A 23,313-nucleotide genomic window follows, 5' to 3' on the forward strand; every position below is an offset into this window, starting at 1 on the left:
GTTTGTAAACGGGTGCTTTTTTTGATACAGATTTTCTTCAGAATTAAATGCTAGTTTGTAAGAAAATTAGTTTTGAAAAAGTTATTGTTTTTTATTGCATTTTCATTGGTATTAGGGAATGTTTCTAATGCGCAAAACATCAATTTCCCAAAATCTAGTGATAGGATTTATCAATTTCCTAAAACTGGATTTAACCTCAATACTCAAAAAAATCTAATCATCCCTGCTGCATTAATTTCATATGGATTTTTATCATTGACCAATACAGAAACTAAAGAATGGAATTCTGAAATCAGAGCTGAAATTATGGAAGACCATCCAAATTTTCATACAAAGGCTGATAATTATCTTCAATTTTCTCCTGCAGCAATCACATTTGCCTTAAAAGCTTCGGGTTTTAAAGGCCAAAACAATATGTGGACATCTGCCAAAATTTATGCGACCTCTAGTTTATTAATGGCAGGTACTGTTTTTGCCTTAAAAAGTATTACCGGCGAGCAAAGACCAGATTTTAGTGGTAATAATTCATTTCCTTCCGGACACACAGCTACTGCATTTGCGGCTGCAGAGTTTATGCACCAGGAATTTAAAAAATCTTCGGTTTTATTGAGTTATAGTGGTTATGTAGCCGCATCTGCAACTGGTTCACTACGTATGTTAAATAACAAACATTATTTAAGCGATGTTTTAGCTGGGGCAGGAATTGGGATTTTAACTACGAAAGGAGCTTATTGGCTAAACAATAAATTTTTCAATTCTCATAAACGTAAACGCTAAAATCTTTTAAAAGAACTTCTACCAAAATTTAATTCATAAAAAGAGTTAGATTTGAATATGACTATTTTAGAAGATAGAAATGATGTTCCTTCAAAAAAGAAAATTTTTTACAGCGTAAAAAAACCACTTAAAGAATATCTTCTTAAATACGACCGTGAAATTGAAATTCCAGTTAAATACTCAGATATGCTGCGTTTTAATCTTTCAACACCTTTGCTAGATAAAAACGATAAAGACACTTTATGGAAAACTGTTTATTATGATGAGGCTGAAATGGCCGAATTGTATCCTGGTTTAAAATACATTTACGCTTTGATGAATGCTTCTGGAAGGTTAGAAGTAATGGATCATCTTTCAGTTTCCAGAATAGATTATTGTTCTTTTGGAAATTCTAAACCATTTAGGGTTCGTATCATAAACCGTCTAAATGACAATTATGATCATTTTTATGTAAAGAGGGCAGATGCTTCAAGAGTTTACGGTTTAGAATTGGAGCATATTTTATCTCCTAACAGAATCAATTATATTACAGATACAGAAACTTTAATAGAAGAACACATTCCTGGTTTACCAGGTGATGTTTTTGTTGATGAATACATCAATGATATTAAATTTAATCAAACCCGCATTAGCAAAGAGTTTGTGAAATTTAATGAACGTTGTTTTGTACGACTTTTAGGTGACATGCGATCTTATAATTTTGTAGTAGATATTACCCCAGACATAGAAGGTAATCAGTACAGGATAAGGGCAATAGATTTTGATCAGCAATCTTATGAAGGCAAATTAAAACTTTATTTACCACAATATTTTAAAGAAAATAACAATCTGGTTTTTTTAGGAATGGAATCCATTAATGAAAAAACTATGAAACAATATCAACAAGAGGAGCGGAGCATCATTAGTCATAGGGTTAAATTGGCTCGCTATCGTTTAAAAGAACTTTTTGAAGCTTCTTTAACTGATGAAATATCACCAATAGAGAAAACAATAGCCTTAGGAAAAGAATTAGCTATTTACCACAACGACAAAAAATTTAATAAAATTAGGCACATGGGCAGATTGGTAAAAGCTCATATATATTCTTGCTTAGAGAATAAAAAAAATTAATAAACTTATTTAGTTGGTAAAAATATTCTGTTTTAAAGTTATGGTTGCAGCTATTGAAGGCTCACTCTCATTTTTAACCCTATCCAGTGTAGTAATTACATAATTATAAGTTTTGTTTTTTTCTACAGTTGTATCTTCAAAAGAAGTAATATCTCCATAATATACTTTTTTAATATTACTAGTCTGAGTAATATCCACTTCCATATCTTTTTCAAAACGATAGATTACAAAGCCATAAGCCCTATCTCCATCTTTAGCTTTTAAAGGTAATTTCCAGCTTAATAAAACACCCTTATCATCTTGGATAGCTAATAAATTTTGTGGCGGATTTGGTGCAACTGAATCTAACCAAAGCATTAGTGGAGGTAAAGCAGGATTTTTATAATAGTTATTTGATAAGGTATCGCTTATGCCTAATGGGTTATTAGTTAATGATTTAGAACTAAAGAAAACACTCCCCTGCACTCTAGGATTATTTCTGTTATATTTAATCTGACGACCTAATTGTTGAGGATTTTTCCAAACCAATTCATTTGTTGCATTAACCTTATAAGCCCCATGTCCAATATACAAATGTCTACCATAAGTATTATTGCTCCACCAATCTACTAAATTGCCGTAGGGTGCCGCCTTAGTTTCAAAAGCCCAATAAATTTGGGGATTTAAATAATCTACCCAACCTTCTTTAACCCATTTTCTAGCATCGGCATAAATACCATAATAAGAATCTCCCCCATAACTAATTGAACCTTCTGGGTCTTGGCTTTTATTTTTCCAAATACCGAAAGGACTCACTCCAAATTTCACGTATTTTTTGTGAGCATGAATACTATCGTTTAATTCTTTAATTAATTCATCAACATTATAACGTCTCCAATCTTTAATATCGGCTATGCCATTATTATATTTGTTGAATGTTTCAACATCATTAATATACTGACCTTTAACTGCATAAGGATAGAAATAATCATCAAAATGTACTCCATCAATGTCATAATTATCAACTACATTGGTAATTACTTTATTAATATATGTCCTTACCTCTGGTATTCCAGGATTAAAAAGTTTTTTTCCATCGTATTTAAAAAACCATTCGGGTTTAGTTTTAGTAATGTGATTAAAAACTATCTTAGCTTCATTGCCATCAAAAGTTGCCCGATAGGGATTAAACCATGCATGTAATTCCATTCCTCTTTTGTGGCATTCTTCTATTGCAAACTGCAAAGGATCGTAAAAAGGATTAGGCGCTTGACCTTGTTTACCGGTTAAATATTGCGACCAAGGTTCGTCTGTTTTCGCATAAAAAGCATCGGTGGCAGGTCTTATTTGAAACATGATGGCATTAATCCCTTCTTGTTTATGCTTATCTAATAAAGTTACAAATTCTTGCTTTTGCTGGGCGGTGGTTAAGCCTTGTTTACTTGGCCAATCAATATTTACAACTGTTGCAACCCACACGCCCCTAAACTCTCTTTTAGGAGAATTGATGGTTTGAGCATTAACATTTGCAATTAATGATAAGATTAATGCGTATAAAAAAAAATGTTTTTTCATGAATAGAATATCAATTTATAATGAAACTGCAAAGATAGTTTTTCTTTGTAGAGGTAATGGTGATGTGTATAGTTGGTAACAGTTTTTTATTTGTGATATTAATATGATAATTGATTTATGAGCGTTTTAGAAATATCGGTTTTTAATAAGACATTAAAATTAAATTTTATTACTTTTCAGTAAATTTTATATAATATCGTGATTGAATTATTTTTATTATCAAAATTTTTAAATTTTACACCAAATAACTAAAATGGAAAATCAAGAACAAAAGAAAAGAGATACTAATAAAATTTATTTTTTGATAGCAGTTATCGTTGCATTGCTAGGTACTAATGTTTATTTATACTTTCAAAAAAATAAATCGGACCAGAGAATTGTTACCGTAAGCGATGAAAAAACTGCACTTACTACAGAATTAGAAAAACTAGAGACGGAGTTAGAGCAGGCTAATAATTCTACCACAGAACTTTCTACGGATCTTAAAGCGAAAGATGATGAACTAAAAGCAAAAATCGCTCAATTAAAAATCGCATTAAGTAAAGGAACCTTAACCGCCGGCAACTTTCTAAAGCCAGAGAAGATGTAAAACAATTAAGATATTTTGTAGGCAAATACACAAACGATATTGACGAATTAACAAAGAGAAATGCAGCTTTAACAGGTGAAAGGGATAGTTTAAAAACTACAGTAAGTAATGTTAAACAATTGGCTGATAATTTAAGCAGGACTAACGATTCTTTATATACAAAAGTAAAAGCTGGGGCAGCTTTAAAAACCTCTCAGATACAGATTGGTGCTTTCAGAATTAAAAGCAGTGGAAAAGAAACCGATGTAACAAAGGCAAATACTGCTCAAAAAATTAAAGTGATGTTTACCATAAGTACAAATCCTATTGCAGAAAAAGGAAATCATGATATTTACATGAGGGTTTTAGATCCGGCTGGCAATTTAATTATTGGTGAAGGCGGATCATTTAATGCAAACGGCCAGGATTTGCAGTATACTTATAAAACTGCGGTAGAATTTAATGGAGAAGCTAAAACTTTTACTTTAGATTGGACTAACAGAAATAATTTTGAAATAGGTACTTACTCTGTAATTTTATATGCAGATGGTTATACAATGGGCAGAAGCTCATTTAATTTGAGATAGCATTATTTTAAAAAACATAAAAAAGCCAATCAGAAATCATATTCTGATTGGCTTTTTTTTATACCATTTAATCTTACTCTTTATTTATTCTTATGCCCTCATCATTAAATTTATGATAAAGAGTTCTGGAAGGGAAGGCGAAATCTGCTCCATTATTTAATATAATTTCCATCACCTTATAATTAATCTCTTCTTTAATTTTCATATAAATGGCATAATCCACAATTTCAATATAATAGAGTACTTGTATGTTTAAGGACGAATCTCCAAAAGCATCAAATGTAACCAAGGTGTCCATACTGGTTTCATGGTGTTCATCAATATAGCCTTTAATTTGCTCGGTTATAGTCCTTAATTTAGCTTCTGATGTTCCATATAAAACGCCCACATTAAATTTTACCCTTCTTAAATTTCTTAATGTTAAGTTTTCTAAAGGGCTATCTATCATTTTTTTATTTGGGATAATTACTAAAGTTTTATCTAAGGTGCGCACAACAGTACTTCTAAAGCCCACTTTTTCTACCACAGCATCATAGCCGGCAACATGTACCAAATCACCCACTATAAAAGGTTTATCCGCAAAAATTGTAAATGAGCCTAATAAGTTTTGCAAGGTATCTTGGGCTGCTAATGCAATAGCCAAGCCTCCAATCCCTAAACCAGCAATTATTGTGGCAACGTTTAAATCAAATACGGCACCCATCACAAAGAAAACTCCAAAAATGATGGTAATAATTTTGAAAAGCTCTCTTAAAAATGGAACTAATTGGTCATCTGTTTTAGATTCGGTTAAACTCGCTCTATATTCAAAAACGTGGGATACAAAGTCAATTACCCTCAATAAAATTTTAAACGCAGAATAGATGATTAGGAAAATGAAAATCTTGTCTAAAACATTAATAATGGTTATTGTGTAGACTGATTTGTTAATGGTTCTTTTAAAGATTATCTCGTTTAATGGATAATCAAGCTGATTTACGGCTACGTAAAAAACAATAACCATAATAAGAAGCTGTAGCGGGCCAAATAATAACTCAACAAATTTATTAGCCTTACTTTGTTTTGCGAAGTTTTTAAATAATGTAAAAATTAATTTACTAAGCATCTTAGAAACTATCTTTTTTAAGAACAGACCAAATAAGATAATGCTTATAAATAATAAATAATTTTTAATGCTGTTACCTAAAACTATTTGATTAAGAAAGGATGAATCCATAATTAAATTGTTATGTTCTAATTTATTTAAAAATCATTAAACAAAAAAACCTCCCGAGGATAATCGGAAGGCTTTTGAAAATATTTTGATTTTATTAAACTCTTTTAGATTTAATACGAGCAGCTTTTCCGGTAAGTTCACGTAAGTAAAACAATTTTGCTCTTCTTACTTTACCAACACTATTCACATCTATTTTTGCAATGTTTGGAGAGTTGAAAGGAAAAATACGTTCAACACCAATACCGTTAGACATTTTACGAACTGTAAAAGTTTCGGTAGCGTTTTGACTATTTCTTTGAATTACAACACCTTGGTAAAGCTGAATACGCTCTTTAACACCCTCTTTAATTTTATAATGTACAGTAATAGTATCTCCAGCCTTAAATGAAGGGTGAGATGGTTTTGCGATGGTTTGTTCTTCTACAAATTTTACTAAATCCATGATTTCTTGAGATTTAAACGATAAAAAAATGATTATCGTTCCTTAAATTTCGGAGTGCAATATTAGGGAATAATTTTTACAAATGAAAGTCAAATTTGAAAATTATAAAAATCTTATAAATATTTTTTCTCAGGAGCTATTATTCTAATAAATCTGGTCTTCGATCCTGCGTTCTTTTTAATGCTTCATCATGCCGCCAGATTTCAATTTTTGCCTGGTCGCCGCTCAATAAAATATCAGGAACTTTATGTCCATTCCAATCTGCAGGGCGAGTGTAAACAGGTGCATCCAATAAATCATCCTGAAAAGAATCCGAAAGGGCAGAAGTTTCATCGTTTAAAACGCCAGGAATCAATCTTACAACAGCATCAACAACAATTGCTGAGGGTAATTCGCCTCCAGAAAGCACATAATCTCCTACAGAAATCTCTTTGGTAACAAAAATATCTCTAATGCGCTGGTCAATTCCTTTATAATGCCCGCAAAGTATAATCACATTTGTTAAGCCCGAAAGCTGATTTGCCATGGCTTGGTTTAAAGTTTTCCCATCAGGCGACATGAAAATAACCTCATCATAATCTCTCTCACTCTTCAGTTTTTCAATACAGGCTGCAAAAGGAGCAATCTGCATTACCATTCCACTGCCACCACCGTAAGGATAATCATCTACGCTGCGTTGCTTTTGTGTAGAGTATTCTCGTAAATTATGGACAACAATTTCTGCAATACCTTTTTTTTGCGCCCGTTGCAAAATTGAATGTGCAAAAGGACTTTCTAACAAGCCAGGTAAAACAGTAATGATATCGAAACGCATTTTATTTTATGAATTTATTTGTTGATGAGTAATTATTATTCGTAATTTAATATTTGGACGTTCCCCAAGCTTCGCAAGGGTCGGTCCGCCAGCTGGCGGATATAGTTTTTTGTGAAAAATAAAAAAGCTGCCGCTTCAATCCCTAACGTAAAACCTATAATGATAAATAAATTTCTGAATCTTGATTTACAAGATTTTAGATTAATAGGATTTGGGACTTATTATAAATTTAATATCTAAATGCTAATTGTAACCTATCTAATCCAAGTATAATTCCAATAAACCATCTGGTAAATCAAGCTTCATTAATTTCTTTTTCATATCTATATCTAAAATAAAAGCTTCATTTAAAGGAATCAAAATATCTTTTTCTTGATAATGAATGGTAGCCAAAAACTGTTGTGGAAATTCTTGTACTTCTAAAATCTCTCCTATTTTCCCTTTCTGCAAATCCTCGGCTGTAAAGCCAATTAAATCTGAATAAAAAAAAGCTCCTTTTTCACGCTTAGGTTTTAGCCTATTTGGTAAAAATATTTTCTTTTTAGTGAGCAATTGCGCTTTTTCAATATGATCAATATCCTCAAAATTGAAATAGCCAATTTGCGGCATAGGGATCTTAAAATTATCTACAAAATAAGGCACTAGTTTTTTATTTATCTCAATAAACACAGATTTAATCTTCAGTTTTTCAGGTTCATCAAAAGTAAAGGAAACCTGAACCTCACCTTTTAAACCACGTGTTTTAGTGATGTAACCAATCTCAAAATAATTATCCATTTTATAAGAAGAGGTAATAGAATTATTGATGAGGGTTTAGTATTTGCAACTTATTAATTCCTTTAAAATCCTCAATATTTCTAGTAATCAAAATCAAATTATTAATTATAGCTGTTGCCGCAATAATTGCATCTGGTAGCTTTGTTTTATAAAGTTGCCTAATTTCTATAGTTTTATCAACAATTGAAGTATCTATATTACTGTAAACGTTAGAAAAATTTACAAAATCAGTTAATATATTTCTCTCTTTTTCAGAGATTTTGGTACTGGCAAAAAGTTCTATTTGGGTAATAACAGATAGATTTGGCTGTATTTCAAAAAGTAAATTTTTAGATTTTTCTGGTAATTTAGAATTACAAAAATCTATAACTGTATTGGTATCTAATAAATACATCAATTTTAATTCTCAAATTTTTTCTGCCATTCATCTCTGCCATTAACAACTTGCTTTTGTAAATCAATACTAGTTGTGTCACTTAACTTTCCCCAAAAATCTTTCATGCTTTTATTTGACTTCTCACTTGTCACTTCTTCTTTACTGTAAAGCAAAATTTCAATTTCTTTACCAATGTAGTTATCAGGAACGATCAAATCTATGTGATTATCTTTTGGAATTATTATAGTTTTTATCATTGCTAATCAGATTAAATGATTTTTTCTACTAGATATTATTTGTAAATATATCATTAAAAATTGTTTTGGTTATAACAGATATAAACCGTTTAATCAGCCAATTCCATACTTTCCCAACTTTCTTTACGGTAATAGTTAAAGGAAACCAGAGTAATAATAGTCATAATTGAGGCGGCTATCCAAATGGCAATTTCCCATTGTGCAGCCCAATAATGTAAAAAACCTAAGGCTGCAGGTACTGCCATAATTAAAAATGTGATAAACATTTTCCCTCCTTTTTGATTGTTGGGAGGTTGTGAGAATGGAAATCCTTTTACTTGAAAAAGTGCTACTAACAAACCGTATAGTGTACCCACCATAAAAACTAATATTAAATCGTTAATTACGGCTGGCCCCCAAAAAAATATACTAAAAGCCCCTATTGCAGTAAAATACGGGAGGTAATATTTCACAACAACTGCTTTAAACATTCCAGCTAATATTCTTCCCGGCTCGTTATGCGGTGTAGTAAAAAACACCCAAGAAGCTTTATATTTCTCCGTCATGCTAATGTGTTGCAAAACAGTGGTTAATACAAAACTTGTTAAATACATCAGTAAAATATACATCCTTCCTTCCAATAAATTATTCCAATTTTCAGATAAGCTTCCACCTTTTTTATTAATAAACCCGAAGTACACAAAATACACAGGTACATAAGCAAAAGATGGATAAACTTTTACCTTAAAATCGCGGTAGCGTGAAGATAATAACCAGGTAATTTTAAATCCAGCATTTTCTAAAGGATGAGGAGCGATTTTTTTAGCAATAGAATTCATGAAACCTTTTGATGCGCCTTTTCCCTCTGATGTTACAATTACACCATCATCGCCGCTGGCACTTATAGAAGATAATTTTTGATTAAAACCTGGAGCTAAAACTTTTACAACTAAATACAGTGAAATTACCGGAGATAAAATTGCCAAAGCTGCATAAATATAAGTAGCTATTTGAGCAGCTTTTATATTAACAACCAACTCATGCAGTGCAGCCAACCAATATGATGGGACAACCATTAATATTCTAGCTTGGGTGAGGTCAATACCTTTTAAGATGCTAGATTCTATTAAACGTGGTAATGTATAATATGCTGCAAAAATCAGTATAGATAAAAAGATTTGAAAGTAGGAGATGAAATCTTTAAACTTTTGTGGACTCGTTATTTTTAAAACGATTAAATAAGTAATGTTTACGAAAAATATACTGAGCGTTGTGGCGATTAAGACTTCAATTATAAATACTAAACCCGAGATAATTCCTTCGCCAATAAAAGAATAGATTACACCAGAAATAGAAATCGCAAAAGCCATTTTAGCGGTATGGATACCAATGTGTAAAATACGTGAAATGGTAAAAGTTCTATCAGAAACCGGGCGGGGCAAAATGATGTAATTATCCCTAACATCAATCAATACATTGGTAAAATCTGAGATTAGCGTAACGGCCAACATCACCATAAAGGCTGAAAAATATATGGTATGTGCCAAGAAAGGTTGTTTTAACGATGCCAATAAAAACGTGAAAAACAAACCTGTTAATCCAAGAAAAAACATGACTAACCAGCTGGCATTATTAACCTCTTTTTTCTTTTTTTGCCTTTGTTGGTTATAAACATTCGGACGGCGATCGTCCATTTTCATCTTGATGGTTAAAATAATTCTTAATTGCTCTGGGTCAACTCCAAATTTTTTAAATAAGGGTTTAAACAGAAGAACAAAGTTGATGATATATCTATTGAACATTTTTTTTAGAAGTAAAAAGTTTAAAGTAGAAAGTAAAAAGTTACAGGAGTGTAAATCTAATTTAATTCAATGCACTCAATACATCTGCTGCATCTTTATTGCCTTCTTCTTTGCCGGTAAGCTTAGCAAAAATCTTTTCTAGAGTTTGGTCACCGCCAGCTTTTAATTCTTCGAAAGTGCCGTTTGCAACAATTTCTCCATTATTAATTAATAATATTCTGTCAGAAACTTTTTCCACAACGTCCATCATGTGCGAGCAATAAAAGATCGTTTTACCTTCTTTGGCCATTAAAGAAATGAGTTCTTTAACCATAATTACCGCATTGGCATCTAATCCAGAAAGTGGTTCATCTAAAATGATGATTTTTGGATTATGGATAATTCCAGAAATCAATAAAACCTTTTGGCGCATCCCTTTAGAGAAAGTGTCCATACGTTGGTCTGCATTAGCACCAATTCCAAATGCTGTTAAAAGTTTAGTAGCTCTTGTAGCGATTTCATCCTCCTCCATTCCGTACAGTTTGCCAATAAAATCTAAATATTCTAAAGGAGTAAGCACATCATATATCTCGGCATTTTCTGGTACGTAACCAATTTGGCTTTTTATGCTGATGATATCATCTTTGATATTTTGATCATACATAAAAACATCACCTTCAAATTCGCTGATCAAACCCGTTAAAATTTTGACTGTAGTAGATTTTCCTGCTCCATTAGGACCAATATATCCAATCACTTGTCCGGGATAAATATCCAAATTAATACCTTTTAAAACCTGTTTCTCCCCATAGTTTTTTCTAAGATTCTTTATACTGATAATGGGCTGCTGCGTATTTTCCATAAGTTGATTTAAAGGTTTAAATTTAAAGATTAAACGTTAATCAGTAACGTAATTATAGGTATTTTTTTCTTCTTAATTATTATTTCCATACTTTCACCGAACCACAAACAGAATGAAAAAATATTTATTTATGTTAACAGTTATACTAGGTATAGCTTTAACCTCAAACGCCCAAGAATCTGCAAAACAAGTTTTTGAAAGTCCAAAATTAAAAGAGGAAATTAGCAAGCATAAAATAGTTGCGATTTTACCTTTTAAAGTTTCTATTAAATATAGAAAACAACCTAAAAACTTTAATGTAGAAGCAAATAGAGATCAAGAGAAATCAATGTCAACATCAATTCAAAGTAGTATGTATACTTTCCTTTTAAGAAAAGGCGGAAAATATACTGTTGACTTTCAAGACGTTGACAAAACTAATATTCTTTTGAGAAAGGCTGGAATGCTTGATAAGCTAGATGAATTTACTAAAGATGAAATTGCAAAAGTTTTGGGTGTCGATGCTGTTATTGGAGGAACATTTGAATCCGAGCAATCAAAATCTGAAGGCGGAGCAATTGCTTCTGCAGTTTTATTAGGTGGTTTAGGAGGAAAAACAGGATCTGGAACTTCTGTTTTAACATTAAACAATGGGAAAGATGGAGAATTACTTTGGAGATTCTTTAAAACGATGGATGATAATATTATGTCATCAACTGATGATTTGGTCGAAAGAATGATGAGAAAAATTAGCAGAAACTTCCCTTATAGTATTTAAGCCATTAAATCTAAACAAAAAGAGCTTCTAAATTTAGAAGTTCTTTTTGCTTTAGGAGAATTACTTCTTAACCTTAATCACCATTTTTTTTATTTCATCTTCCCCAATCATTGGCGCATGAACATCTTCTGGATAAAAAATCACAAATTCTCCGCTGTTTAAAGTAAAATGCATAGATGGTTCATCATTAAAGAACAATACGTCTTTTTCTGGATTGTAATCGCCTTTTGGTTTGGTACAATCGTTTCTAGATTTCCATCCAAAAGTTTCATTTCCTTTAATACAAATTTGAATATCAATGTTATTGTTGTGGCATTCAAATTTCGCTTCAGATTCTTGTGCTGTCATTCCGATTTTGGTGGAAACAATGGATTTTAATCCTTCAGAAATTTCATATTTTCCATCTTCAATGGCATCTAAATCTGTAGAGTTGATGTATTCTAAAGCTTTTGAGAAAAGCGGATGAAGTGATGTGTATTTTTCAGCGTTCGCTAGTTTATCTATGATCATGTCTTTTTTGTTAATTGGTTAGATTGTTAATGTATTTGATTTGTGGTAATTTTGTTTATTAGTTATGGGGTTATTTAATAAATATGGTTAGGATTTGGTGGTTCTAATTCCAAATTTCATTCATCTCTGTTAAGATAATAGGTTTGACATCTGTTACTATAATTGTGTGTTCATGTTGTGCCATAAAACCACCTTTATTACCAACCATTGTCCAGCCGTCTTCTAAAGTTTCTGCAATAGTTGAAGCAGTTGAAATAAATGTTTCTATCGCAACTACTGAATTTTTCCTAAATCTGGCTAGGTTAAATCTGTCTTTATAGTTCGCTATTTCATGTGGCTCTTCATGAAGACTTCTTCCTACGCCATGGCCAGTAAGGTTCTTGATGACTTTATAACCTCGTTTCTTTGCCTCAGTTTCCATCAAAAAGCCAATATCAGATATTTTAACGCCACCCTTAATATTATTTATCGTTTTAAATAGGATTTCTTTTGAGGCATCAATTAATTTTTGGTGTTGATGAATGTCTTTTCCTAAAATAAATGAGCCTCCGTTATCAGACCAAAACCCATTTAATTCTGCTGATACATCAATATTTATTAACTCTCCTTCTTTGAGTATTCTTTTGTCAGATGGTATGCCATGGCAAAACTCATGATCCACGCTAATACATGTGAAGCCCGGGAAATTATAAGTTAAAAATGGTGCTGATTTAGCACCTAAATCATTTAGGATTTGTCCACCATAATTATCCAATTCTTTTGTAGAAATACCTGGCTTAGCAAAATGCCGCATTTCTTTTAAAGTGATAGCAACAGCTTCACTTACTTTTTGCATTCCAATTAATTCTGCATCGTTTGTGATTGACATAATTTTTATTTTTCCTCAATATCTAAAAAGTCCATGAACAATAAAAATTGAACATGGACTTTGTTTGCGTTAACGATAGCAGCGGATACCGGCTTGTGGCTAATGCCTTGTGCAGTATGAGCGGATAGCGTGTTTAAACGCCATAATATTTACTAATCTACATTGACTATTTGCCATTAACTAATGACTGATGAATCAATGAACTTCTAATTAACGTTGCACTCTACCAGAACCATCGCCACCAACTAAACCTTCCACGTCAGAAAGTGTAGCGTGATTTAAATCTCCAGGAATTGTATGTTTTAATGCTGAAGCTGCAACACCAAATTCTGCTGCGTCTTTCATAGATTTGCCGGTTACTAAACCATAAATAAAACCACTTGCAAATGAATCTCCACTACCAACGCGGTCTACAATACGTACGTTATATTCTTTGGTATGATGGAAATCTGTGCCATCGTAAACTAATGCACTCCATCCATTATCAGATGCGCTATGGCTTTCTCTTAAGGTAGAAGCAATGTATTTGAAATTAAATTTCGCTTTCATTTGCTTACAAACATCTTTAAATCCGTCTAAATTTAACTCGCCTTTGGTAACATCTGTACCTGCACTCACAAAACCTAAACAAGTTTCAGCATCTTCCTCGTTACCTATACAAACATCAACATATTGGCAAAGTTCTGTCATTACTTGTTGTGCTTTTTGCTTGCTCCAAAGTTTTTTACGAAAGTTTAAATCAATACTTGTAGTAATTCCTCTATCTTTTGCAGCTTTTAAGGCAGCTAAAGTTAAAGCAGCAGACCTATCGCTTAAAGCTGGAGTAATTCCAGTAGTATGAAACCAATCTGCACCTTCAAAAATTGCATCCCAATCAAATTCAGAAGCATCGCATTCAGAAATAGAAGCATCTGCTCTATCATAAACTACTTGAGAAGCCCTCATAGAAGCACCGGTTTCCAGGAAATAAATCCCTAGTCTTTTACCGCCTCTGGCAACAAATTTAGTGTCAACACCATATCGGCGTAAATGGTTAATTGCTGCTTGTCCAATAGCTGTATCTGGCACTTTAGAAACAAAAACTCCGTTTAAGCCATAATTACAAAGAGCAGCGGCAACGTTTGCTTCGCCACCTCCGTAGGTTACATCAAAACTATCGCTTTGTACAAATCTTTTAAAATCTGGGGTAGATAATCTCATCATGATTTCCCCTAGGGTTACTACTTTTTTAGACATCTTATTCGTTTAATTTTTTATGAAAAATTGGTTTTATCGTAGATAACAAGCTACATAAATTACTCAAAATTAAACTTTAATGTAAACAAAATGGAGGTTTATGGAAAAAAATCATCGGTAACGATTGCGTAGATTATTGGTGTATTATTGTAGTTTTACCTTTTATAAATGCCTATTTTAGTTACCTCTTAATAAAAACCAATTATAAAATGGATAACAAATCACAGCTTTTAAAAGCGATTACAGATCAAGGTATGCTGCCTTTATTTTTTCATGCCGATGAACAAAAAAGTATTGACATAACACAAGCAGTTTATGATGCTGGAGTAAGAGTAATAGAATATACAAACCGTGGAAAGGAAGCATTAGCTAACTTTAAGAAGTTAAAGGAAGTGGCAAAAAAATCTATGCCCGAGTTAAAACTAGGTATTGGTACTATTAAAACAGCACAAGAAGCACAAGATTTTATAGATGCCGGAACAGATTTTATTGTTTGCCCAATTGTAACGCCAGAAGTTGCAGAGGTTTGTAAAAAAGCAGATATGCTTTGGATACCTGGCTGTATGACACCTACAGAAATTTCTATAGCCCAAAAACATGGAGCTGGTTTAATCAAGATTTTCCCAGCCAATATTTTAGGACAAGAATTTATTTCTTCAATTAAAGATTTATTTAGGGGTCAGTTATTTATGCCAACAGGTGGTGTAGATTTAAGTAAAGAAAATATCAGTAGCTGGTTTAAAGCCGGTGTTTGCGCTGTGGGTATGGGGAGCAAGCTCATTAGCAAAGACATTATGGATAATGGAGATTACGAACAACTGGCTAAAAATACCAAAGAGGTATTAGCGGTAATACAATCAATTAAATAACCAATAATGACATTAAACGAAAAGGTAGGTAAATATAGATGGACCATTTGCGGATTACTATTTTTTGCCACAACTATCAATTATTTAGATAGACAGGTTCTTTCTTTAACCTGGAAAGATTTTATAGCGCCTGAATTTGGTTGGACAAATAACGACTATGGTAATATTACGGCGCTATTCTCAATATTTTATGCAGTTTCATTATTGTTTGCAGGCAGATTTGTAGATTGGCTAGATACTAAAAAGGGCTTTTTGTGGGCAATTGGTATTTGGTCTGTTGGCGCTTGTTTACATGCTTTTTGTGGAATTGCAACTTCAGGAATTATTGCGGGAGATTGGTTTGTAGGGTTTGAAGGTGCTAAAGAAACAATCAAAGGCATTAATAATACAGCTTTAGTGGCTTCTACTAGTGTTACTTTATTCATATTCGCCAGGTTTGTTTTGGCCTTAGGTGAAGCAGGGAACTTTCCTGCTGCAATAAAAGCCACCGCCGAGTATTTTCCAAAAAAAGACAGGGCTTTTTCTACCAGTATTTTTAATGCAGGCGCAACAGTCGGCGCTTTAGCCGCACCTATTACCGTTCCGTTTATTGCAGAAGCTTATGGTTGGGAAATGGCTTTTTTAGTGATTGGAGCATTGGGTTTTGTATGGATGGGATTTTGGGTTTTTATGTATGAAAAACCAGAGAAACATAAAAGAGTTACTAAAGAAGAATTGGAGTATATTCAACAAGATATTACTGCCGATAGTAAAATTGTAGGCTACATCCCTGAAACAACAGACAAGGTTTCTTTTGCAGAATGTTTTAAATACAAACAAACTTGGGCTTTTGCTTTTGGTAAATTTATGACTGATGGTGTTTGGTGGTTCTTCTTATTTTGGACTCCAGCTTATTTAAGTTCTGTATATAATTTAAGCTCAGCAGATGCTGCATTTCCCTTATTTATTCTTTATGCCATCACTTTGCTATCAATAATTGGAGGTTGGTTGCCTACCTACTTTGTAGAAAAGAAAGGGATGAATCCGTATGTGGGTCGTATGAGATCCATGCTTATCTTTGCATTTTTCCCTCTATTAGCTATGGTTGCACAACCTTTAGGTCATTTAACTTATTGGTTACCCATAATTATTATTGGTATAGCAGGGGCAGCTCATCAGGCTTGGTCAGCTAATATTTTTACCACAGTAGGAGACATGTTTCCTAAAAAAGCTATAGCAACAATCGTTGGAATTGGTGGTTTAGCAGGAGGTATCGGTTCTACATTTATTCAAAAAGGGGCTGGTTTATTATTCGATTACAGTAAAAACTCAGAAATGTCCTTTATGGGTTTTCACGGTATAGAAGCAGGATATTTCATTGTTTTCTCTATTTGTTCTGTTTGTTATTTAATAGGCTGGGTAGTGATGAAAGCATTGGTTCCCGTATATAAACCTATTACAACCTTATAATTTTTTATCATTAATATTTTTCTTAAAGGGGATTTCTGTTAAGGAATCTCCTTTTTTGTTTAAAACAATTTGGGCGTTTAATACGCCAGCTGGCGGAACACTATATCTTTTTTTGCAATTTGCATGGTGGAGAGTAAAGCAAAAAAAGGATGCCGCTTCTATCCCTAACGCAACACATTAAAATAATTTATCGCTGAAAATTGCTTTAGTTTAAACTAAGATAAAGACTATTCTAAAAGGTAAATTCAATTGAAACATTTATCGTCTTTTATTCTTTTAAATAGAAAGTAATTAATTTAAAATATGGTTGCAGATAAAGATTTAGAATTTTTAAGAACTAAAGGAGATTTACCTGCTGATGATTTTGTAAATCTTTATTTTTCAGATATTAATAAACGTGAGAAATTAAATATTGAGCTCAAAAAACTCACTAAAAACAGCAATTGGGATTTATTCTTATCTCAAATTCCAGAAGCTTCCTTTTTCGATGTAGAATTCAATAAAATTATTCCCCCATCTAAAAAAGAAATTGAAAATGCTAAAAAGTTTTTCAACGATAAAAATCAATATATACTCCAACTTTTAGGCTTACTTTCTTTACCTTATTGCTATGCTGCTGCAGATGGTGCAAAGGTGTTATATCAAACTGAAAGAATGTACAAAGATGTACATAAACGTTTGGAAGAAACCGCAGAGTTTATAAGCGCAATGATGCACAAAGATGCTTTGGAAGAATCTGGTTCTGGTAAAGTACAAGCTTTTAAAGTAAGGGTAATGCATGCTGCCGCCAGGTTTTATCTTAAAAAACAAGATTGGGATTATTCTTTAGGCTATCCTGTAAATCAAGAAGATATGGCAGGCACCAACCTTTCATTTTCTTTAATCGTAATCCGTGGCTTAAGAAAAATGGGTTTCTCTGTTAGCTATCAAGAGCAAATGGATTACATTAAATATTGGAGTTATGTAGGTGCGATGCTAGGTGTCGACACAAAACTCTTACCCCAAAACGGTGACGAAGCAAGAGTAATCGACAAAAAAATAAGTGAACGACAATTCAAATCCTCGCCGGAAGGCAAACATTTAACACAATCTTTATTGGATTGCTTTTATAGCTTAAATGATCAAAAAATAATGAAAAACGATGAAATTGCTGGTTATATGCGATTTTTATTGGGCGATGAAATTGCTAATATTCTTGACCTACCTCCTTCAGTTTTCTCAGAATCAAAAAGAAAACTCTTAAAACTAAAGACCAGTTTCTCCTGATTATCAAATTAAGTTGCGGCATGGATTTTAAGGGTTAACATATTTTAAAATCATAAAATCATGATGAGCAATAATTCGGAAAGTACTTGGTGGAAAGAAGCCGTAATTTATCAGATATATCCAAGAAGCTTTAAAGACAGCAATGGCGATGGAATTGGCGATTTGCAGGGTATTATCTCTAAATTAGATTATATTAAAAGTTTAGGTGTAGATGCGGTTTGGCTCAATCCAATTTTCACTTCCCCTAATGATGATAATGGCTATGATATTTCTGATTATAGAAGCATTATGACCGACTTTGGCACCATGTCAGATTTTGATGAATTGCTAAAACAAATGCATCAAAAAGAATTGAAGCTTATTTTAGATTTAGTTCCAAACCATAGCAGCGATGAGCATTTTTGGTTTCAGGAATCTAGAAAATCCAGAGATAATCCTTACCGGGATTATTACCATTGGTGGCCTGCAGAAAATGGTAAACCAAATGAAAGGTTCAGTTTTTTTGATGTAAACCGAGACGCTTGGAGGTACGATGAAAAAACCGACGCATATTATCTCCATTACTTTTCTATTAAACAACCAGATTTAAACTGGGAAAATCCAAAACTTCGTCAAGAAATGTATGATGTACTTAGCTTTTGGTTTGATAAAGGAGTGGATGGTTTTAGGATGGATGTAGTTCCATTTATTTCTAAAGATGTTTCTTTCCCTCCAATTCCTGCAAGATTTAACGGAAGTTTTGGAGATTATTACGCTAATGGACCATTTCTACATGATTATTTAAAAGAAATGAACCGCGAGGTTTTAAGCAAATACAATGGGGTAAGTATTGCTGAGGGAGTTGGTGTAAATACTGAAGATGTTCATCTTTTTGTTAATCCGGATAGAAAAGAATTAGATATGCTTTACCATTTTGATGGGATGGGAATTGGGTTTACACCCGATGGTTTTAAAGAGCCACATCCAGATGGTTACAGCTTGTTGGAGTTTAAACAAGTTTATACTAAATGGGATAAAGCTTTTGAAAAAGGCTGGGGAACAATTTATTTGGGAAATCATGACCAGCCAAGAATGTTAACAAGATGGGGAAATGATGCACCAGAGTTTAGGGATTTATCAGCTAAAATGTTGCACACTTTTTTATTGACCATGCGGGCTACTCCTTTCATTTTTCATGGTGATGAAATTGGGATGGCCAATATCAAATTTGATGATATAACCGATTACAGAGATATTGAAAGTATTAACATGCACCATTATTTATCATCTAATGGCGGCGATTTGCAAAGATTTATGTCAGCACAGAAAATCACAGCCAGAGATAACGGACGTACGCCTTTTCAATGGGATGATAGCCAAAATGCAGGTTTTACGGATGGCGAACCTTGGTTGAAGGTTAATCCAAATCACAAAGAAGTAAATGTAAAATATCAAGAAAATGATAAGGACAGCATTTTAAGCTATTTTAAATCTTTAATTGCTTTACGGAAAAATAATAAAACTTTAATTTATGGGGAGTATCAACTTTTGGATGCTACCAATAAATCGGTTTACGCTTACAGCAGAAATGATGAAAATGGAACGTTTCTGGTTCTGTTAAATTTCACTTCCGTGGACGCTAAATTTGATACAGATTATGACTTAAATAATTCCGAACTGATTTTATCCAACTATTTATATATGGATATGGGAGCTATTTTAAAGCCTTACCAAGCTTGTATTTATAAATTTTAGAGCATGAAAACCTCAATTATTCAGAATGGGATATCAATTTTTAACAAGGATTATCAAACTTTCAAGAATGGTAATTCTAAAGATTTGAATAATTTAATGACTAAAAATTTTATTGATAATCCAGAAAACAACAAAATCATTTCACAAATATTAGTGGATTTAAACGATAAAGATGGAGGTGGACCAATTGCAAATCTAAAAACTTTAGAAGCGCATTTTATTGATGATTTTAAAAAAGGTAAAGTAAACTTCGCTTATGAATTAAAATTAGAATGGGGCTGTTCTGCAATTAAAAAGGATTTAATAAAACACGAAATTTTCGACTTTGAACTTGATAATGAAAAGCAGTTATTGTTTCTGTTTTTATTTATTCCAAGCTAATTTTCAATTAAACTTGTTCGCATAATTGCCGGTATAATTCTTTCTCTAAAATCTAATTCGTCGCTTGCATAGATTAAAACTGTTTTTGCAGTCAAACTAAAAGGATTTGATTCTAAATAAACACCTGAAGTTTTTTTATTTTGAAGTCTAATATAGCCTCCCATATTTTTATTGCCGTTTTTAACCATCGGATTTAAAGGTAAATGTTCAGTAATTAAAACGTATTTAAACTTTTTGGCTTTTTGTAAAATAATTGAAATTTGATGATTATTTAAATGCTGTAAAACCTGTCTAATTATACATAAATCAGCAATAGGATAATTATCATTTACTGCATTGATATGAATAAAATGAATATTTTCTTTTTGATTTTGGTCATTTAAATCGGTTATCAACTTTTTAACAACATCTGCACCAATATAATTTACATCCGTTTCTTTAAGCACTTTCTCCATTATTGTAAAATCACCACAACCAATCTCAAAAACGGTTTTTAATTTTTTTTCAATTATAAAATCGATTAAAAAGTTAGTATATAATTTAATATTTTCATCTGAAGATCCTGATCCAGAATAATATTTTCTTCCATTCTCAGCTTTGCCCCAATAATTGTTATCATAAATTTTTGTAAAGATATTTTCTGCCGACTTTCCTTTGTTTTTCAGATCATAAATGAAATGCAGCAATCCTTTTGGTATTAAATTTTTTAAATAATTTTTTATCATCAATAAATTTTAAGAATATTCATTCAATAAAATTAACAATCAAAGCAGATTTGTTAAGTTTTGGTAAGTTTAATGATAAAAAGATTTATTCATTTGATTAAATCTTTTTTATAGTTAAACTTGTTACATGAAAAGGCAGTAATTAACTGTCTTTTTTTATTTATTGGAGTATTATTTGCATACAATTAACGTTACCTAAACCGTGAGTATAGAGTTTGAAAAATTTAAGATTATGTTAAAAAAAGTTTTTTTAGGAATATTTATAGCAGCCACTATTGCGTGTTCTGCAGCACCAAGAGTTGTAGGAATAGATGTTCCAGGTTCTAACAACTTAAAACCAGATCCGCGTCAGTCTCAGGTAACCAAAGAAATTGCAGATTTGGTGGCCAATTTAGGATATAAAAAAATAACGCTTAATGATTCAATTGGGTCAGTTATTTTTAACAATTACTTAAAGGGATTGGATGGAAATAAAAGTTACTTCCTAGCTTCTGATGTTCAAGACTTTGAAAAATATCGTAAAACTTTTGATGATGATATGAAAAGTGGAGATTTAACTGCTGCATTTTATATGTTTAATGTTTATCAAAAACGATATAATGAAAGAATGGCATTTTCTTTAAAGGAATTGGAAAAGAATTTTGACTACACCAAAAATGATTCTTACGTATATGATCGGGAAAAGCTTGATTATTTCAAGAATTTGGAAGAAAGCAACCAATCCTGGGAAAATAAAGTGAAGTATGATGTTTTGAACCTGAAACTTTCTAAGCAAAAAGATTCACTTATTAATGCAACACTTAAAAAAAGGTACGATAACCTTATATCTCAATCAAAAAAAATCAATAATCAGGATGCTTTTCAAGTCATTATGACTGCCTTTACAAGCGCAATTGATCCGCATACCAGTTATTTTAATCCAGCAAATGCCGCTAATTTCACAATTGATATGGCAAGGTCATTAGAAGGAATTGGAGCAACTTTAGCATCTGAAAATGAATTTGTTACTATAAAAAGTGTAGTGCCAGGTGGGCCAGCAGATAAAATAAAACAATTAAAAATTGATGATAAAATTATTGGTGTTGCTCAAGGAACAGAAGATTTTGTGGATATAGTAGGATGGAGGATTGACAATGCCATTGAATTGATTAGAGGAAAAAAAGGAACTACAGTTAGATTAAAAATTCTATCTAAAGACCAAGATTTATCTGCAACTCCAAAATTAGTTTCTATTGTTCGCGATAAAATAATTCTTGAGGATCAATCTGTACAGAAAAAAATAAAATCAGTAACAAAGGATGGGAAAACTTATAACTATGGCATTATTGAAATCCCCGCTTTTTACGCTGATTGGGCGGCAATGCAAGCCGGAGATCCTAATTATAAATCTACCACTAGAGATGTGAGATTAATTTTAGATTCATTGAAAAAAGAAAATGTTGATGGAGTTATTATTGATTTAAGAACTAATGGTGGTGGTTCATTAACAGAAGCAATAGATTTAACAGGTTTATTTATAACTAAAGGTCCTGTTGTGCAAGTTAAAGATTATAGGGGTAAAGTTGAGGTAGATTCTGATGAAGACGCATCCGTAAGTTGGAGCGGACCATTAGCCATCATGACTGATAGATTTAGCGCTTCTGCTTCCGAGATTTTTGCAGGTGCAATTCAGGATTACGGAAGAGGTGTAATTATTGGAAATACAACTTATGGAAAAGGAACAGTTCAATCTGCCATTGCCATGAAAAGGATAGATTCTAAATTTGCCGATAAGAACGATCAGATTAATTTAACTATGGGCAAGTTTTATCGCATTAATGGTAATTCAACACAACATAAAGGAGTAATACCTGATATTTTATTTCCAACTGTTTTCCCTGCAGATAAATATGGAGAGAGTTCAGAGCCGTCTGCTTTACCATTTGATACCATTAAAAGCAGTAACTATACTAAGATTGCAGATTTAAAAACTACAATTTCAGAATTAAATCAATTGCATAACCTTAGGATGAAAACCAGTAAAGATTATGAATATCTATTGCAAGATATTCAAGAGTTTAAAAAGAGAGAGACAGAAACAGCTTTGCCATTAAATGAGGTTGCTTTGAAAAAACAACGTGATGAGCAAGAAGATAAAAATTTTAAACGTGACAACGATTTAAGAAAATTAAGAGGCTTACCAGCTTTAGTTAAAGGGGCATCAAAACCAACTAAAGAAGATAATTTTGATTTTATGCAAGATGAATCAATGAAAATTTTGACTGATTATATTGCTGACCCAAAAATTGTGAAAAATGTGAAATTTTAAATCTTAAAATTCCCATAAAATAGAAAAGCTCGAATTTATTCGGGCTTTTTTTTGTTTTATCATCTGTAAAATGTTTGAAAATACTTAAATTGAAATTTATTTTGGCAAAA

Annotated in this window: 24 protein-coding genes; 11 read left to right on the plus strand and 13 right to left on the minus strand. The window is 32.2% G+C overall.

Annotated elements, in window-relative coordinates; genetic code table 11:
• The first annotated feature begins 72 nt into the window (after window positions 1-72).
• Together A5893_RS06075 and A5893_RS06080 are read left to right on the plus strand one after the other, a co-directional pair.
• The gene (locus A5893_RS06075; protein WP_157687485.1) at window positions 73-777 is read left to right on the plus strand and encodes a phosphatase PAP2 family protein; all 705 of its coding nucleotides are present in this window, start codon (window positions 73-75) and stop codon (window positions 775-777) included.
• A 57-nt stretch (window positions 778-834) separates the two neighbouring features.
• Window positions 835-1,887 (plus strand): hypothetical protein, encoded by a 1,053-nt coding sequence (locus A5893_RS06080; RefSeq protein WP_068821663.1) that lies wholly within the window; start codon window positions 835-837, stop codon window positions 1,885-1,887.
• A gap of 9 nt (window positions 1,888-1,896) precedes the next feature.
• Here A5893_RS06080 and A5893_RS06085 read toward each other — a convergent pair whose 3' ends face one another.
• Window positions 1,897-3,441: a glycoside hydrolase family 10 protein gene (locus tag A5893_RS06085; protein ID WP_068821664.1), complete on the minus strand. Its 1,545-nt coding sequence runs from the start codon at window positions 3,439-3,441 to the stop codon at window positions 1,897-1,899.
• Window positions 3,442-3,694: 253 nt separating this feature from the next.
• On the opposite strand from A5893_RS06085, the gene A5893_RS18035 reads away from it, so the two are divergent.
• Window positions 3,695-4,030 carry a hypothetical protein gene (locus tag A5893_RS18035; RefSeq protein ID WP_232456815.1) on the plus strand — a complete coding sequence of 112 codons (336 nt, stop codon included), beginning with the start codon at window positions 3,695-3,697 and terminating at the stop codon, window positions 4,028-4,030.
• Window positions 4,031-4,149: 119 nt separating this feature from the next.
• Complete coding sequence (locus A5893_RS18040; protein WP_232456816.1) at window positions 4,150-4,596, plus strand: hypothetical protein; 447 nt, start codon at window positions 4,150-4,152, stop codon at window positions 4,594-4,596.
• A gap of 73 nt (window positions 4,597-4,669) precedes the next feature.
• Here the strand turns inward: A5893_RS18040 and A5893_RS06095 are convergent, their stop codons facing one another.
• The 8 genes from A5893_RS06095 to A5893_RS06130 all read right to left on the minus strand — a co-directional run bounded on the left by A5893_RS06095 (window position 4,670) and on the right by A5893_RS06130 (window position 11,100).
• On the minus strand, window positions 4,670-5,812 hold the full coding sequence (locus A5893_RS06095) for a mechanosensitive ion channel family protein (RefSeq protein WP_068821665.1): 1,143 nt from the start codon (window positions 5,810-5,812) through the stop codon (window positions 4,670-4,672).
• A 94-nt stretch (window positions 5,813-5,906) separates the two neighbouring features.
• Window positions 5,907-6,254 (minus strand): 50S ribosomal protein L19, encoded by a 348-nt coding sequence (gene rplS / locus A5893_RS06100; RefSeq protein WP_068821666.1) that lies wholly within the window; start codon window positions 6,252-6,254, stop codon window positions 5,907-5,909.
• 139 nt (window positions 6,255-6,393) lie between these two features.
• A complete protein-coding gene (trmD, locus tag A5893_RS06105) occupies window positions 6,394-7,068 on the minus strand; it encodes a tRNA (guanosine(37)-N1)-methyltransferase TrmD (RefSeq protein WP_068821667.1) in 675 nt (224 codons plus the stop codon).
• 258 nt (window positions 7,069-7,326) lie between these two features.
• A complete protein-coding gene (rimM, locus tag A5893_RS06110) occupies window positions 7,327-7,845 on the minus strand; it encodes a ribosome maturation factor RimM (protein WP_068821668.1) in 519 nt (172 codons plus the stop codon).
• Between the two features lie 22 nt (window positions 7,846-7,867).
• The gene (locus A5893_RS06115) at window positions 7,868-8,239 is read right to left on the minus strand and encodes a type II toxin-antitoxin system VapC family toxin (RefSeq protein WP_068821669.1); all 372 of its coding nucleotides are present in this window, start codon (window positions 8,237-8,239) and stop codon (window positions 7,868-7,870) included.
• 5 nt (window positions 8,240-8,244) lie between these two features.
• Window positions 8,245-8,478 (minus strand): hypothetical protein, encoded by a 234-nt coding sequence (locus A5893_RS06120; protein ID WP_068821670.1) that lies wholly within the window; start codon window positions 8,476-8,478, stop codon window positions 8,245-8,247.
• Window positions 8,479-8,567: 89 nt separating this feature from the next.
• Entirely contained in the window at window positions 8,568-10,259 is a 1,692-nt protein-coding gene (locus tag A5893_RS06125) for a hypothetical protein (protein WP_068821671.1), read from the minus strand.
• 61 nt (window positions 10,260-10,320) lie between these two features.
• Window positions 10,321-11,100, minus strand: coding sequence for an ABC transporter ATP-binding protein (locus A5893_RS06130; RefSeq protein WP_068821672.1), 780 nt, complete (start codon window positions 11,098-11,100; stop codon window positions 10,321-10,323).
• Between the two features lie 112 nt (window positions 11,101-11,212).
• Between A5893_RS06130 and A5893_RS06135 the strand changes: the two genes are divergently transcribed.
• Window positions 11,213-11,857 (plus strand): hypothetical protein, encoded by a 645-nt coding sequence (locus A5893_RS06135; RefSeq protein WP_068821673.1) that lies wholly within the window; start codon window positions 11,213-11,215, stop codon window positions 11,855-11,857.
• Between the two features lie 60 nt (window positions 11,858-11,917).
• On the opposite strand, the gene A5893_RS06140 is transcribed toward A5893_RS06135, so the two are convergent.
• From A5893_RS06140 to A5893_RS06150, 3 genes are all read right to left on the minus strand, one after another.
• Window positions 11,918-12,367 (minus strand): YhcH/YjgK/YiaL family protein, encoded by a 450-nt coding sequence (locus tag A5893_RS06140; protein WP_068821674.1) that lies wholly within the window; start codon window positions 12,365-12,367, stop codon window positions 11,918-11,920.
• A gap of 103 nt (window positions 12,368-12,470) precedes the next feature.
• Complete coding sequence (gene map, locus A5893_RS06145) at window positions 12,471-13,235, minus strand: type I methionyl aminopeptidase (protein ID WP_068821675.1); 765 nt, start codon at window positions 13,233-13,235, stop codon at window positions 12,471-12,473.
• A 210-nt stretch (window positions 13,236-13,445) separates the two neighbouring features.
• A complete protein-coding gene (locus A5893_RS06150; RefSeq protein ID WP_068821676.1) occupies window positions 13,446-14,471 on the minus strand; it encodes a sugar kinase in 1,026 nt (341 codons plus the stop codon).
• Between the two features lie 209 nt (window positions 14,472-14,680).
• On the opposite strand from A5893_RS06150, the gene A5893_RS06155 reads away from it, so the two are divergent.
• From A5893_RS06155 to A5893_RS06175, 5 genes are all read left to right on the plus strand, one after another.
• Entirely contained in the window at window positions 14,681-15,340 is a 660-nt protein-coding gene (locus A5893_RS06155) for a beta/alpha barrel domain-containing protein (RefSeq protein WP_068821677.1), read from the plus strand.
• A 6-nt stretch (window positions 15,341-15,346) separates the two neighbouring features.
• Window positions 15,347-16,789, plus strand: a complete 1,443-nt coding sequence (locus A5893_RS06160; RefSeq protein WP_068821678.1) for an MFS transporter — start codon at window positions 15,347-15,349, stop codon at window positions 16,787-16,789.
• Between the two features lie 303 nt (window positions 16,790-17,092).
• On the plus strand, window positions 17,093-18,055 hold the full coding sequence (locus A5893_RS06165) for an oxygenase MpaB family protein (protein ID WP_068821679.1): 963 nt from the start codon (window positions 17,093-17,095) through the stop codon (window positions 18,053-18,055).
• A 60-nt stretch (window positions 18,056-18,115) separates the two neighbouring features.
• Complete coding sequence (locus tag A5893_RS06170; protein WP_068821680.1) at window positions 18,116-19,789, plus strand: glycoside hydrolase family 13 protein; 1,674 nt, start codon at window positions 18,116-18,118, stop codon at window positions 19,787-19,789.
• A 3-nt stretch (window positions 19,790-19,792) separates the two neighbouring features.
• On the plus strand, window positions 19,793-20,170 hold the full coding sequence (locus tag A5893_RS06175; protein ID WP_068821681.1) for a hypothetical protein: 378 nt from the start codon (window positions 19,793-19,795) through the stop codon (window positions 20,168-20,170).
• Here A5893_RS06175 and A5893_RS06180 read toward each other — a convergent pair.
• The gene (locus tag A5893_RS06180) at window positions 20,167-20,895 is read right to left on the minus strand and encodes a tRNA (guanine(46)-N(7))-methyltransferase TrmB (protein ID WP_068821682.1); all 729 of its coding nucleotides are present in this window, start codon (window positions 20,893-20,895) and stop codon (window positions 20,167-20,169) included. The two genes, A5893_RS06175 and A5893_RS06180, sit on opposite strands and share 4 nt — an antisense overlap.
• A 232-nt stretch (window positions 20,896-21,127) precedes the next feature.
• On the opposite strand from A5893_RS06180, the gene A5893_RS06185 reads away from it, so the two are divergent.
• Window positions 21,128-23,203, plus strand: coding sequence for a carboxy terminal-processing peptidase (locus tag A5893_RS06185; RefSeq protein ID WP_068821683.1), 2,076 nt, complete (start codon window positions 21,128-21,130; stop codon window positions 23,201-23,203).
• Window positions 23,204-23,313: the final 110 nt, after the last annotated feature.

Origin of the sequence: Pedobacter psychrophilus (genome assembly GCF_001652725.1) — a bacterium.
Taxonomy (GTDB): Bacteria; Bacteroidota; Bacteroidia; order Sphingobacteriales; family Sphingobacteriaceae; genus Pseudopedobacter; species Pseudopedobacter psychrophilus.

Excerpts from the sequence above, each read along its gene's own strand:
- A5893_RS06080 (WP_068821663.1), top strand. The coding sequence starts at position 835 with ATGACTATTTTAGAAGATAGAAATGATGTTCCTTCAAAAAAGAAAATT.
- A5893_RS06085 (WP_068821664.1), bottom strand. The coding sequence starts at position 3,441 with ATGAAAAAACATTTTTTTTTATACGCATTAATCTTATCATTAATTGCA.
- A5893_RS18035 (WP_232456815.1), top strand. The coding sequence starts at position 3,695 with ATGGAAAATCAAGAACAAAAGAAAAGAGATACTAATAAAATTTATTTT.
- A5893_RS06095 (WP_068821665.1), bottom strand. The coding sequence starts at position 5,812 with ATGGATTCATCCTTTCTTAATCAAATAGTTTTAGGTAACAGCATTAAA.
- rplS (WP_068821666.1), bottom strand. The coding sequence starts at position 6,254 with ATGGATTTAGTAAAATTTGTAGAAGAACAAACCATCGCAAAACCATCT.
- trmD (WP_068821667.1), bottom strand. The coding sequence starts at position 7,068 with ATGCGTTTCGATATCATTACTGTTTTACCTGGCTTGTTAGAAAGTCCT.
- rimM (WP_068821668.1), bottom strand. The coding sequence starts at position 7,845 with ATGGATAATTATTTTGAGATTGGTTACATCACTAAAACACGTGGTTTA.
- A5893_RS06115 (WP_068821669.1), bottom strand. The coding sequence starts at position 8,239 with ATGTATTTATTAGATACCAATACAGTTATAGATTTTTGTAATTCTAAA.
- A5893_RS06120 (WP_068821670.1), bottom strand. The coding sequence starts at position 8,478 with ATGATAAAAACTATAATAATTCCAAAAGATAATCACATAGATTTGATC.
- A5893_RS06125 (WP_068821671.1), bottom strand. The coding sequence starts at position 10,259 with ATGTTCAATAGATATATCATCAACTTTGTTCTTCTGTTTAAACCCTTA.
- A5893_RS06130 (WP_068821672.1), bottom strand. The coding sequence starts at position 11,100 with ATGGAAAATACGCAGCAGCCCATTATCAGTATAAAGAATCTTAGAAAA.
- A5893_RS06135 (WP_068821673.1), top strand. The coding sequence starts at position 11,213 with ATGAAAAAATATTTATTTATGTTAACAGTTATACTAGGTATAGCTTTA.
- A5893_RS06140 (WP_068821674.1), bottom strand. The coding sequence starts at position 12,367 with ATGATCATAGATAAACTAGCGAACGCTGAAAAATACACATCACTTCAT.
- map (WP_068821675.1), bottom strand. The coding sequence starts at position 13,235 with ATGTCAATCACAAACGATGCAGAATTAATTGGAATGCAAAAAGTAAGT.
- A5893_RS06150 (WP_068821676.1), bottom strand. The coding sequence starts at position 14,471 with ATGTCTAAAAAAGTAGTAACCCTAGGGGAAATCATGATGAGATTATCT.
- A5893_RS06155 (WP_068821677.1), top strand. The coding sequence starts at position 14,681 with ATGGATAACAAATCACAGCTTTTAAAAGCGATTACAGATCAAGGTATG.
- A5893_RS06160 (WP_068821678.1), top strand. The coding sequence starts at position 15,347 with ATGACATTAAACGAAAAGGTAGGTAAATATAGATGGACCATTTGCGGA.
- A5893_RS06165 (WP_068821679.1), top strand. The coding sequence starts at position 17,093 with ATGGTTGCAGATAAAGATTTAGAATTTTTAAGAACTAAAGGAGATTTA.
- A5893_RS06170 (WP_068821680.1), top strand. The coding sequence starts at position 18,116 with ATGATGAGCAATAATTCGGAAAGTACTTGGTGGAAAGAAGCCGTAATT.
- A5893_RS06175 (WP_068821681.1), top strand. The coding sequence starts at position 19,793 with ATGAAAACCTCAATTATTCAGAATGGGATATCAATTTTTAACAAGGAT.
- A5893_RS06180 (WP_068821682.1), bottom strand. The coding sequence starts at position 20,895 with ATGATAAAAAATTATTTAAAAAATTTAATACCAAAAGGATTGCTGCAT.
- A5893_RS06185 (WP_068821683.1), top strand. The coding sequence starts at position 21,128 with ATGTTAAAAAAAGTTTTTTTAGGAATATTTATAGCAGCCACTATTGCG.